Genomic DNA, 12,651 nt, shown 5'->3' with positions numbered 1-12,651 from the left:
CAAATATATTTGTCAGGCTTTTCTTGCCCAGAGTGTAAAATAAAAAAAGAGCAACATATATTTCTGATATTAACATTTTGATTTTTTTAGAGAATAGATTTGCCTGTCCGTTTCTGGGAAGGCAGGAACGGTGTTTTGCTATGTGGCCGGCACGTAAGTTGCTGTGTGTTACTCTGTAATAGTTAATATTGTTAGCACAAGGACGGATACAAGGTTTACCGGGATATGGAATGCACTACCGCCAGTTAGATTCCTTTTGACTTTTCGATTTATTCGGATTGGGTGCAAGTGCTTGTAATGTTCTGATGCGATGAAAAAAATAGACTCAAAGGTTACGAATACTAATTTTTTCATGTGCGTTTTTGGTTATGAACCCATAGCTCAGCTAAACCCCGACTGTGACGGTACTTATCTTATGAGCCGTTAAACTTTTTAGTAAAGTTGACTACTTCCACTGGTGGAACTGTCAAACTTGGGGAGTCCCCCCACCCGAGGTGGGGACCTCTGAATTTACCAGAAGAGGAGGAGGATAATGGGAGATAAGCAGGTAAACAGATGGTTTAGATTTATGGTTCTGGTTCTTGGTGGGGGAACAATATATAAACTTGCATCGTTGAAAGATGCATTTTATGTCCCTATGCAGGAATATTTCAACCTGACGCATACCCAAATAGGTAACGCCATGTCTGCTTGGGGAACTGTAGCGTCCTTTGGTTTTATTTTTTCAATCTATCTGTCCGACAGATTCTCAAAAAGGATATTGATACCTGTGTCATTGATTTCGACCGGGTGCCTTGGGTTCTACCTGACGACATTTCCCAGCTATACCGGAATTCTTGTCACCTGGGCGTTATTCGGCGTTGTCTGCGACATGGCCTATTGGCCTGTTCTGCTCAAAGCGGTAAGGTTGTTAGGAAATAAAGATGAGCAGGGAAGAATGTTCGGATTCCTTGAAGCCGGAAGGGGCGTTGTCGACACCATCGTCGCTTTCAGCGCACTGGCAATATTTGCCTGGCTGGGCAAGGAGGCTGCAGGATTCAGGGGGGCAATCATATTTTATTCCGTAACTGTTATTGTTGTCGGGATTATTTCATATTTCCTGATTGAGGATGATAAGATAGAAGCGGCTCAAGCTAAAGGGGCTAGCCGAAACAAGCTTGCCATTGACGGAATGATCAAGGCCGTAAAAACCCCCCAGATCTGGACGGTGGCATTCACCATTTTCTCCGTGTATTCCGTATTCTGCGGTTTGACATATTTTATTCCCTTTTTGAAAGATATCTATGGGCTGCCTGTTACCCTGGTCGGCGCATACGGTATTATCAATGTCTATGGCCTAAAAATGGTGGGCGGTCCTATCGGCGGGATGCTGGCAGACAAAAAGGTGAAATCCGCATCACGCTATTTAAGGCTCGCCTTTATCGCGTTTATTGTCGCCATGACGGCATTTATCCTGCTGCCCCACGAATCCATGAATGTCTATGTAGGGATGGTGGTTACCCTTGGTATTGGTGCCATTGTATACACCCAGAGGGCCGTGTTTTTCGCCCCCATGGATGAAGTGGATGTTCCCAGAGAAATCAGCGGTGCCGCCATGTCCATAGGAAGTTTCATCGGATATGCTCCGGGTATGTTTATGTATTCGGTCTATGGCAGACTGCTTGACCGTACTCCGGGAATTGGCGGATACAAGCATGTTTTCATTTTGATGACGGCTTGCGCCGTGATGGGTGTTATCGTGAGCAGCATCCTTTGCAAAATGGTGGCAAAGAAAAAAGAGGCCGCGCAAAAGGAAGCCCAGGAAGCATTTGCCTGACGTGTAGGAATAATATGACACGGACCTGAAATGGTCCGTGTCTATAAGGTACGGCCAGGCAACACACGGTTACAGATGGCCCTTGGTTTCGTCTAATAGCACATTTTAAACCGTGTTTGCAGAGGACACATCTAAGAGGTGGTGAAAGTGAATAAAACGATAAGACCAAGCGTTGTGCTGGTATCAATAGATGCCGTAAAGTCTGAATTCGTTTTCGATTCCGATCGTCTCGGGCTGAATTTACCCAACCTTCGCAAATATTTTGTGGAGAACGGCACTCATGCCTCCTGCGGCGTCAAAAGCGTTTTTCCCACATTTACGTATCCCTGTCATCAGTCCATCATCACCGGCACCCATCCGGGCACCCACGGAATACATACCAATTATGTCTTTGATCCTGAAGGAAAGCACCTTAAAGCGTACAACTGGTTTGTCAGCGAGAGGGTTCAAAACCTGTGGTACTATGCCGGGAAAAATGGTTATGTCTCAGTTAACGTGGGATTCCCGACATCCGTAGGAGCGGATGCGGATTATAATATTCCCGAGTACTGGAGGGACGGAACCCATCTGGACAGTAAAATACTTGACGCGGTAAGCCGCCCTCAGGGCCTGGTCAGGGAAGCGGAACAAGAAATAGGGCAATACCCTGCAACGGATCTGAGCCTTAAAGGAGATGGAAAACGTCTGGAATTCTCATCATGGCTACTTGAAAATAAGGTAGCCTCCGGCGCTGGAACCCCCCCCTTTTTTTTGACAACATACATTGCTGCATATGATACCGTGGCCCATGAGGTGGGAACCTACGGCAAGGAGGCCTTGGAGGCCCTGGAAAAGATCGATCATGTTGGGTGCGTTCGACCTCCTGCTTATTCGATGAAATGACCGGCGGTAATGTTGTTGTGTGCGTGGTCTCGGACCATGGAATGCTGGACAATATCGGAGATATAAGGCCCAATACGCTTTTTGCCCGGGAGGGGTTAATTTCGTTTGATGAAAGTGGCAATGTCTCGGACTGGAAGGCATGGTGCCAGCGTTCAGGCGGATCAGGGTACATCAAGCTGAAACATTCCCATGACAGCGCCGTCAGAGAGAAGGTAGAGGAAATATTGAACCGGCTTCAAGAAGATGAGGACAGCGGAATCATGGAGGTGATGACCGGTCAGCAAGCCTTTGCCAAAAGAAAAGGCGTATCTGAATTCGATTATGTTCTTGTAACCAAGCCGGGCTATGAAATACAGGAGCAGACTCAGGGAAACTATTTTAAATCAGAGCCCACCTATATGGCTCAGCACGGCTATTCAGAAACGTTTCCCGAGATGAGGGCCGCCTTTTTTCTTGAAGGGGTGAGCATTCCTAAGAATAAAGACATCAACGGGATGGAGCTTGTGGACATTGCGCCGACACTTGCCCATATTATGGGTTTTGCCATTCCGACTGCCGAAGGGAGAAATGTTCTGGAGGATAATGCCTGATAGTTGTGAAGTGATCTGCTGTTGTTCTGATGACATCATGTGCCGTGCCACACAATGTCCAAGACCCGCAGAGATCATGGGGCGGGGCCGCCTTGGGTAACAAATCCTTCCAAAAGGTTGCCCGAGCCTTTATTCTGTGATTGTATCCCTCATCAGGAACCCGAACCATTACCTTTATCGAGGCACCCATGGCCCGCTTTGCCCTTGTGGACTGCAACAATTTTTACGTCTCCTGCGAGCGCGTGTTCAACCCGACCCTTGTGGGTCGCCCTGTCATCGTCCTTTCCAACAACGACGGATGCGCTGTGGCGCGTTCCAACGAGGCCAAGGCCCTGGGCATCGGCATGGGGGCTCCGGTCTTCACCCTGGAGGCGCTGCTCAAAAAGCACGACGTGGCCGTCTTCTCCTCGAACTACGCCCTCTACGGGGACATGTCCCGACGGGTGACCATCACCCTGGGCCAGCTGGTGCCGGACCTTGAGGTGTACTCCATCGACGAGTCCTTTCTGGACCTTTCTGCGTTCCGGGCGGCAGATGTTCCCGGCCTGTGCCGCACCATCGCCCAAACCGTGACGCAGAACACGGGCATCCCGGTCTCCGTTGGTGTGGGCCCCACCAAAACCCTGGCCAAGGTGGCCACGGGCTTTGCCAAAAAATGCCCCAGCCTTGGCGGGGTCTGCGATATCTGTGATCCGGTCTGGCATGAACGGGCCCTTGCGGCCACGCCGGTGGGCAAGGTGTGGGGCGTTGGCAGGCGGTATGCAAAATTCCTGAAGGTTCGGGGGATCAACACAGCCCTGGACCTGGCAAAGGCGGACCGGGCCATGATCCGCAAACGCATGGGGATCAACGGTACCCGGATCATGGACGAGCTCTCCGGGATCTCCTGCTACCCGTTGGAGGCCAATCCGCCCACAAAAAAAGGGGTCGGTGTATCCCGCACCTTTGTCAGGGGCATCGATGACCTCCGGGAACTTCGGGAGGCCCTCTCCTCCTATGCAGAACGGGCCGCTGAAAAGCTTCGAAAAGACGGCCTCCGGGCAGGCGCCATGGAAGTCTACGCCATGAGCAGCAGGTTCCGCAAAGACGATTTCTACTACAACACGGCCACGTTCCGGTTCCCGACCACGACCTCGGACAGCCCGGAGATCATCAAGGGCGCCCTTGAAGCCTTTGACACCATCTACCGGGAGAACACCCCGTTCAAAAAACTCGGGGTCCACATGCGGGAGCTGACCCGGGAAGCCGCGGAGCAGCAGCTCCTCTTCGATACCATGGACCGCACCCGCTCTTCGGCCCTGATGAAAACCGTGGACGCCCTGAACACATCCATGGGGCGGCGTACCGTGGGCTACGCTTCTTCCGGGCTCGCCGCAAGCCGCCTGGCCCCCAAGGCCTGGCACACCCGGTTTAATCACAAGTCCCCTTCCTACACCACGCGCTGGGATCAGGTCCTTCGGGTGACCTGATCGTCCACGCAACCCACCGGGGCGGCATGATAGCCAATGCGCCCCAAGAAGATCGGGAGGAAGCATGGAACCGAAAACCATTCTCCTTACCGGAGCCACCGACGGCATTGGCCTGGAAACGGCCAGGATGCTGGCTTCGGACGGCCACACCCTGTTGCTGCACGGGCGCAACCCCGCCAAGCTTGAATCGGTTGAAAAGGTGCTGGCTGCATTGCCCGGTGCGGGGCCAATGTACGGATATGTTGCGGACCTCTCCCGGCTGGCCCATGTGGAAACCATGGCAAAGGCGGTGTTGGACGCCCACGACAGACTTGATGTGCTGATCAACAACGCAGGGGTGTTCACAGCACCTGAAACCGAGACGCCGGACAGGCTGGACATCCGGTTTGCGGTCAACACCATTGCACCCTATCTCCTGACCAGGCGCCTGCTTCCCCTGATGGGCGCCACAGGCCGGGTGGTCAATCTCTCGTCCGCCGCGCAGGCCTCCCTGGCCCCCAAGGCGCTGCATGGCCCGAGTCGGCTCGGCGACGGCGCTGTCTATGCCCAGAGCAAGCTGGCCCTGACCATGTGGTCCCGCCACATGGCCCTCTCCCTCAGGGACAAAGGGCCGTCCGTCATTGCGGTGAATCCCCGCTCCTTTCTGGGCAGCAAGATGGTGAAAGAAGCCTATGGCAGAGACGGCGCAGACCTGGGCATCGGCGCGGACATTCTCTGCCGTGCCGCCCTTTCCGAAGAGTTCGCCCATGCCTCCGGCACATATTTCGACAACGACGTGGGCCGGTTTGCCTCCCCCCACCCCGATGCCCTTGACGAGCAGAAATGCAGGGCGGTGGTGCGTGAAATCGAAGCGATTCTCAGCGGTATGGTCCACCGTTAAACCTCGAGCGTGGTTTGACGTAACGGAGCCCATCCGGCCTGTCGGCTCCCGCATCGCCTGACGCAATGGGAGCCGAGGGCCTCAAACATGTCTATCCCCTCCCCTTCTTGATCATTTTTTTCTGCTCTTCCCGATAAAACGATACGATTTGATCAACGGCCTGGTACTGCCGTTCCAGAAGATCTTCGGTGATGGTGCGAAGCCCCCATTTTTTGAAATCGATCTGGAGGCCGTTTCCACCCGGGGCCTCAGCGTTCTCCAGTTCGGAAAAGAAAGCTCCCACGGACGTGAGGAGGCGGTGAACGTCTTTGATGGCATCGCAGAGTTCAGAGATTTCCGACCCTGAAAACATGCCGGGGCCGGGCAGGCTGTTTGGTGAGGTCATGGTGAATCACCTGTATTGGGTGTGAATCGTAAGTGGATCTCCGTGGGGAGAGATGGATCGCCTCGATCACCCACGGCGCACCCCTGGTCAACCCGGATATTTCATGGGAAAAATCGAGAAATATCCGGGCCGTGGAGTCGCCGGGCACACCGCGGGTGATTGAGGATCAGTAAACAGAGATCGCATTGAGAGATACGTCAACAGCGGTTATGGCTTATCAGTCCGCTATGACATGCTCCCCGCGCATTGTTCACCAATCACTACCCCGCGGGAATGTACAACGCCGTTTTAGCAGGGGAAAGATGCGCAACGTTGCGCGGTTGAAGGAAAATACGACTTGAAATGGGGATGGGTGTGGTGTAAAAAACCGTGTAGCCATGACGACCTCCGAGAAAGGTTGTTTTGGTCAGGCCTGGCAGGATGTTGGTGCATCCTGTCGGGTCGCATCATGAATTCCAAAAACGTCGTAATAACTAGTTATTACATCCCAGCCTAATTTCATATTTTTACCGTGTCAATAGTTTTTTTGTGGTAAATCCTTGGGGTTATTCACTTCTATTCTTTCAGAACTACCCTGTCCCATTATGGAACATGTCACGAAAATTAAACATTATAGTCTTGGCTGGAGATCCCTGTATGTCTTTGGATGTATAGCTCTTTTTGTCTCATTGAACTGGGCAGTAAACTCAGTGGCTATGGCTTCTGTCTGTACATGGTTGTTTCTGTGCTCCATGGTATCGTTCGTCATTTCTAAAACAGACTATGCTGTCATTTCGATCGATGGCATATCATTTAATACCGGGAAGTTCACTTCATCAAAGGCGCTTCAATTTACGTGGGGTGAAATCGCGGATGTAATTTTCGGTGCGCACGGCGCACCCTACGATTTTTCGTGCCCTGTGGGAACTCGTTAGACTGCACGTGCCGTTTTGTGTCATGCGGGCCATCGACCGTAGCCGCCGATAACATCATATCAACCTTACTTAATTCCTTTTTTTGATATGTCGCTTTTGCGACCCCGTTCTTGTCTTGGTGTAGTACGTATGTTAATCCATTGTTTGGTAAGCATAATTTGCCCCGGATGGTGAAGGGGGTTCTTGCCTTATTGTGCCTGGTGATTTGCTTAATTTCTGGTGGATATCTGTGCAGGATCGTAAGCAGACGGGGACCACCGTTTGCCAAACCATAACGCTCCACTGTAGAGGGGGAAAACCCACATGCTAACCAGGATTTTTCCGTTTTTATCATGGTTCAAGGCGTACGACTCAGGCACATTCAAAACCGATCTCGTGGCCGGTATCACCGTTGCGATGGTGTTGATACCGCAGTCCATGGCGTACGCCCAGCTTGCCGGGCTTCCGGCGTATTACGGTCTGTATGCGGCATTCCTGCCGCCCATGATCGCAGCGCTGTTCGGGTCGAGCCGCCAGCTGGCCACAGGGCCGGTGGCCATTGTCTCCATGATGTCAGCGGCCTCCCTTGAACCGCTGGCCACAGCGGGAAGTGCCCAGTTCATCGCCTACTCTGTGCTCCTGGCGCTTACCGTGGGGATCTTTCAGTTCCTTCTGGGGGCGCTTCGCCTGGGGCTGGTGGTGAACCTTCTCTCCCATCCTGTGGTGAACGGGTTTACCAATGCTGCGGCCATTATCATCGCATCCAGCCAGTTTTCAAAGCTCTTCGGCGTGTATGTGGACAAGGCACCCCATCACTACCAGACCATTATCCATGTCATCCAGTCCGCCCTTCATTACACCCATTTGCCCACCCTGGGCCTGGGCGTTTTTGCCATTGCCGTCATGCTGGTGCTCAAACGCGTGGCGCCAAAGGTCCCGAACGTTCTGGTGGCCGTGGCCCTGACCATTGTCCTGTCCAAAGCATTTCATTTCAACAACGATCAGGTGGTGACAACGGCCGATATCCATGCACCTAAAGTCCTTGAGACCATTGCCGCCTTCAACGATGACATCCGATCCATTGAACATCTTGCTGAAGAACGGGCAACCCTGAACAACAGGCGAAAAGAATTATCGCCCCAGGCGCCTTCCTCGGAACAGCTTGAATTCGATTACAGGCTGGCCATGATCAACGCGGAAATCCAGGGGCTCAAGGAGGCCTCCCGCCAAAAGCGGGAAGCCCTGAGACGGGTGCACCTCCTTGCGCCGGACGAGACTGCGGGCATACGCGGGTTCTACGTAAGCGATACCCTGCCACCGGGCATGAAGACCGATGGCCGCACATGGCGCATCCGGGTAAAAAACCGGGTCATCGCAGACGACGCCATTGAGATGATCGGTGCGGGAGCCGTTGTGGGAGAGGTCCCCCGGGGCTTGAAACTCAGTGTGCCTGCCGCACCGGAGAACAGCAGCTACCTGGCGGCTTTTGCTCAGCTGTTGCCCTATGCGGTGATTATTTCCCTGCTGGGGTTTATGGAGGCCATCGCCATTGCCAAGGCCATGGCCGCCAAAACGGGACAAAAACTCGACCCCAACCAGGAGCTCATCGGCCAGGGCCTTGCCAACATGATCGGGGCTTTTGGCCAGAGCTACGCGGTCTCCGGTTCCTTTTCCCGCTCTGCGGTCAACCTTCAGGCCAACGCGGTGAGCGGGATCTCCTCTGTGGTCACCAGCATCATGGTGGCCCTGACCCTGCTCTTTTTTACCCCCCTTCTCTACCATCTTCCCCAGGCAGTGCTGGCGGCGGTGATCATGATGGCAGTCATCGGGCTGATCAATGTGCGAGGGTTTGTCCATGCCTGGAAGGCAAAGCGGGCCGACGGCGTGATTTCCGTGGTGACCTTTGTCTGCACCCTCTACTTTGCCCCCAACCTGGAAGAAGGCATCTATGTGGGGGTGGGCATGACCTTTCTGGTTTTTCTTTTCAAGAGCCTCAGGCCCCAGGTGGCGCTTCTCTCACGATCCCATGACGATTCCCTGAAGAGCGCGGAAAAATACGGGCTCAAGGAGTGCGACCACATTGCCGTGGTCCGTTTTGACGGGGCGTTGATCTTTACCAACGCCACCTACCTTGAGGACAAGGTCCTGGCGTATATCGCCGAAAAGCCGGATTTGAAGCACGTCATCATCGAAGCCAGCGGAATCAACGACATCGACGCATCAGGGGAAGAGGCCCTGGCCATTCTGGTGGAGACCGTGCGTGAAAGCAATCGGGACGTCTCCTTCAGCGGAGTGAAGGAGAGGGTCTTCGACGTGTTGAAGCGAACCCATCTTCTGGAGACCATCGGCGAGGATCATTTTTATGCCACCGGTGACGAGGCGCTGAAATCCGTTTATGAAAAGATTCACAGGGAGGGGGGGTGCCGGTAGATTACCTTCCACCTACCTGCCCAGGGAAGAAAAATCCCGCCACAAGGTTAGGGCCTGATCGAGAACAACGGGGGCATGCACTTGACCTCACGGTTAGTCTGAGGGACACATGCCCCCTTCCCTACTGAAGGTCACGACAGGTAACGCTCTTGCTCGGCAAGGTTCATTTTGCCGGGACGCTGCGTTTTTTTCTTTTGCTTTTAACGTGTTGGTGGGCATGGCGGCTGATTTCTGGTATGTATTTAAGGCTATGATCCATAACGGATGCTTCTCTTAACCGTAAATGTATGAGGAAACCATGTCGTGCCTCGCAGATTTTAAGGTGTTACCGATTTTAGATGACACAACAGACGAGATCGTTTCTGACCATCTGGCAAAAAGGGATTCTTCCCTTTTGAAGAAAATCACACGGAAATTGTCCACCGGTACAAGCCGGATCATTCGGAAATATATTTTTCGGAATATTTATTGAATTCTTAGGCCTCTGCTGAGGTACGAAGCGGTATGTCCATGTCCCATCGTCGGCGTCCGGTTTTCGTTGGGTACGGCCCCCGCACCGCTTGAGGCAACGAGGGCCATCGGCCTTACGCCTTTGGCGGTTTTGATTACACGGGCGCCTTTCAAAAAATCGTTCAAATTCGGTTTGTTGGATGCCTCTCGGTGCGCACGGCGCACCCTACGGCACATCTCCTACTGTCGAAGCTCGCGGCGGTATGACCCATCGTCGGCGTCCGGTTTTTGTAGGGTGCGGCCCCCGCACCGCGTGACGTAACGAGGACCATCGGCCCTACGCCTTTTGCGGTTTCGGTTACACGGGTGCCTTTTAAAAAATCGTTTAAACTCGGTTTGTTGGATGCCTTTTGGTGCGCACGGCGCACCCTACGGCACATCGCCTACTGTCGAAACACGCGGCGGTATGACCCATCGTCAACGCCCTGTTTTTGTAGGGTGCGGCTCCCGCACCGTTTGACGCAACGAGGACCATCGGCCTTACGCTTTTGGCGGTTTCGGCTACACGGGTGCCTTTCAAAAAATCGTTTAAACTCGGTTTGTTGTATGCCTTTCGGTGCGCACGGCGCACCCTACGGCACATCGCCTACTGTCGAAACACGCGGCGGTATGACTCACCGTCAACGCCCGGTTTTCGTTGGGTGCGGCCCCCGCACCGCGTGACGTAACGAGGGCCATCGGCCTTACGGCTTTGGCGGTTTCGGTTACACGGGTGCCTTTCAAAAAAACGTTTAAACTCGGTTTGTTGGATGCCTTTCGGTGCGCACGGCGCACCCTGCGGCACATCGCCTACTGTCGAAGCTCGCGGCGGTATGACTTATCGTCAACGTCCGGTTTTTGTAGGGTGCGGCCCCCGCACCGCGTGACGTAACGAGGGCCATCGGCCTTACGCTTTTGGCGGCTTCGGTTATACGGGCGTCTTTCAAAAAAAAATCGTTCAAACTCGCTTTGTTGGATGCCTTTCGGTGCGCACGGCGCACCCTACGGCACATCGCCTACTGTCGAAACACGCGGCGGTATGACTCATCGTCGGCGTCCGGTTTTCGTTAGGTGCGGCCTTACGCCTTTGTCGGTTTGGTTGCACGGGCGTCTTTAGTTGTTCCGCCCCACCCCTCCCCCACAAACACCAAACGCCCTTCGGCGCGAAGCCGAAGGGCGTTTGGGTTTTCATCGTCTATTCTGAGCTCTGGCCCCGGGCGTCACACGGCCGGAGCACCGGAGCTGTTACACATAATCAAAATCTTCTTCGGCGTCGAACCACTTGCCGCGTCCCAGGTGGAGGGCGAAGCAGACGCAGCCCATGACCACATAGGCGAGGACAAACTCGGAGGTGGGGAAGAAGCCGAGCATGGCGCTGTGGATAAAGCCGAACGCCGAGAGGCCCGCTGCGGCAAAGGAGACGATGGCGGCTTTGTCCAGGCGGCGGTCGATGATGAACACCACAAAGCTGCTCAGGATGATGCCGATGATGATGGCACCGGCTTTCACGGCGGGGACGCCGTTCCACATGACGCCTGCTTCCATGAGGTTCTGGGTGACCTTGGAGCCGTACCCGGCGAGGCCGGAGGCCTGGGTTTCGGCCCAGACACCGGAGATGCCCACGGCGCCGGTTACCTGGGTGTAGAGAAAATCGGCGATGGGGGGAACCATGGCGATGCCCACACCGGCGTAGTGCTTGGGCTTGCAGTCCTTAAAGGCCTGGGCAAGCATGATGGTTGCGCACCAGAGGTAGGTGATGGCCGCCACCGCAGGGGGCACCAGGGCGCTGAAAAAAGTGAAGAGTCCGAAGATCCCGGAAAGCCCCAGGAGAAGCCCGCCCAGCCAGGAGAACCCGATGCAGGCCCCGGCCTTTTTGAGACCGGCATGGCCCAGCCATACGGTGTTGGGAACCACACCGCCGAAGAGGGCGGAGATCATGGTGGCCACGCCGTCTGCGAACTGTGCGTTGCGGACGTTGTAGTTGTCCCCAGCAGCGTTGGCAGCTTCCACGTTGTCCATGGTCTCAATGAAGTTGTAGACCTCAATGGGGATAATCACGGAGAGGTAAGGCAGCACCACGGCAAACCCGTTGAGGAGCGCGTCAAAGGCTCGAACAGGGTTGGGGGTGTAGAAGCCGATGCCGCTGAAGTCGATGGAGGTGCGGCCAAGGACAAGGGCGTACACAATGCCGCCCACGATGGCCACGGCAAAGGGAGGCATGCGCTTGGGAAACAGGTACCCGCCGAACACGCCCATGACGGCCACGGCCAGGATGGGCAGCCCCACCAAAGGATCGCTGTAGAGGTCGAATACCCCCTGGGTGGACATCCAGATAAACCCGATGCCGGCCACGGTGCCGAGGAGGGCTGCACGGGGAATACGCTCCTTGAGCCAGGGACCGATGAATCCGCCCAGGAACTCGATGAACCCGCCGATAAAGCAGGCGGCAACGGCTGCGGACCACTCCAGTTCAGGGTCGCCGAGTGCGTAGTGCAGCGGCATGATGACGCCGAAGAGGATCACGAACATGGCAGGCGTGGACACGCCCGAGGGCAGTGCGGTGACATCGGTGCGGCCTTCGGTCTGGGCCAGGCGCCAGGCGTTGTAGGCATAGTAGAAACCACTCACCAGGAGTCCCATGGAGAGACCGGGGATCACGCGTCCGTAGACAATTTCGTCCGGCCACCCGAGGACACCGGAGAGTGTCGCGATGACAATGATATAGTTTACGATGTTGTTGGCCAGGATGTAGGTGAGGCCGCCAATATCGCCTTTGCAGAACAAGGGTAACTTCGTACTCATCTTTTTAAGCCAGTC

General features: G+C 54.6%; 8 protein-coding genes. 6 read left to right on the top strand and 2 right to left on the bottom strand.

All coding sequences use genetic code 11. The features are described from left to right. Positions 1 to 532 precede the first annotated feature (532 nt). The 5 genes from ACOYW2_RS11150 to ACOYW2_RS11130 all read left to right on the top strand — a co-directional run bounded on the left by ACOYW2_RS11150 (position 533) and on the right by ACOYW2_RS11130 (position 5,637). Entirely contained in the window at positions 533 to 1,816 is a 1,284-nt protein-coding gene (locus tag ACOYW2_RS11150) for an MFS transporter (RefSeq protein ID WP_482422984.1), read from the top strand. A gap of 138 nt (positions 1,817 to 1,954) precedes the next feature. Further along, a complete protein-coding gene (locus ACOYW2_RS11145) occupies positions 1,955 to 2,698 on the top strand; it encodes an alkaline phosphatase family protein (RefSeq protein ID WP_482770447.1) in 744 nt (247 codons plus the stop codon). Further along, on the top strand, positions 2,695 to 3,288 hold the full coding sequence (locus tag ACOYW2_RS11140; protein ID WP_482770446.1) for an alkaline phosphatase family protein: 594 nt from the start codon (positions 2,695 to 2,697) through the stop codon (positions 3,286 to 3,288). Before ACOYW2_RS11145 ends, ACOYW2_RS11140 begins: the two co-directional genes overlap by 4 nt. A 188-nt stretch (positions 3,289 to 3,476) precedes the next feature. Further along, entirely contained in the window at positions 3,477 to 4,757 is a 1,281-nt protein-coding gene (locus tag ACOYW2_RS11135; RefSeq protein ID WP_482770445.1) for a Y-family DNA polymerase, read from the top strand. Between the two features lie 64 nt (positions 4,758 to 4,821). After that, positions 4,822 to 5,637 carry an SDR family NAD(P)-dependent oxidoreductase gene (locus ACOYW2_RS11130; protein ID WP_482770444.1) on the top strand — a complete coding sequence of 272 codons (816 nt, stop codon included), beginning with the start codon at positions 4,822 to 4,824 and terminating at the stop codon, positions 5,635 to 5,637. A gap of 91 nt (positions 5,638 to 5,728) precedes the next feature. Here ACOYW2_RS11130 and ACOYW2_RS11125 read toward each other — a convergent pair whose 3' ends face one another. Continuing rightward, entirely contained in the window at positions 5,729 to 6,022 is a 294-nt protein-coding gene (locus ACOYW2_RS11125) for a hypothetical protein (RefSeq protein ID WP_482422979.1), read from the bottom strand. Positions 6,023 to 7,239: 1,217 nt separating this feature from the next. On the opposite strand from ACOYW2_RS11125, the gene ACOYW2_RS11120 reads away from it, so the two are divergent. Beyond that, a complete protein-coding gene (locus ACOYW2_RS11120) occupies positions 7,240 to 9,345 on the top strand; it encodes a SulP family inorganic anion transporter (RefSeq protein ID WP_482770443.1) in 2,106 nt (701 codons plus the stop codon). Between the two features lie 1,734 nt (positions 9,346 to 11,079). Here the strand turns inward: ACOYW2_RS11120 and ACOYW2_RS11115 are convergent. Continuing rightward, positions 11,080 to 12,636: a hypothetical protein gene (locus ACOYW2_RS11115; protein ID WP_482770442.1), complete on the bottom strand. Its 1,557-nt coding sequence runs from the start codon at positions 12,634 to 12,636 to the stop codon at positions 11,080 to 11,082. Positions 12,637 to 12,651 lie beyond the last annotated feature (15 nt).

It is taken from the genome of Desulfoluna sp. CLI2B, from assembly GCF_056847375.1.
Note: the sequence above shows the minus strand (reverse complement) of the source record. Positions and strands in the feature narration are given on the sequence as shown.

Coding starts and splice junctions, on each gene's coding strand:
- ACOYW2_RS11150 (WP_482422984.1), top strand. CDS start 533: ATGGGAGATAAGCAGGTAAACAGATGGTTTAGATTTATGGTTCTGGTT.
- ACOYW2_RS11140 (WP_482770446.1), top strand. CDS start 2,695: ATGACCGGCGGTAATGTTGTTGTGTGCGTGGTCTCGGACCATGGAATG.
- ACOYW2_RS11135 (WP_482770445.1), top strand. CDS start 3,477: ATGGCCCGCTTTGCCCTTGTGGACTGCAACAATTTTTACGTCTCCTGC.
- ACOYW2_RS11130 (WP_482770444.1), top strand. CDS start 4,822: ATGGAACCGAAAACCATTCTCCTTACCGGAGCCACCGACGGCATTGGC.
- ACOYW2_RS11125 (WP_482422979.1), bottom strand. CDS start 6,022: ATGACCTCACCAAACAGCCTGCCCGGCCCCGGCATGTTTTCAGGGTCG.
- ACOYW2_RS11120 (WP_482770443.1), top strand. CDS start 7,240: ATGCTAACCAGGATTTTTCCGTTTTTATCATGGTTCAAGGCGTACGAC.
- ACOYW2_RS11115 (WP_482770442.1), bottom strand. CDS start 12,636: ATGAGTACGAAGTTACCCTTGTTCTGCAAAGGCGATATTGGCGGCCTC.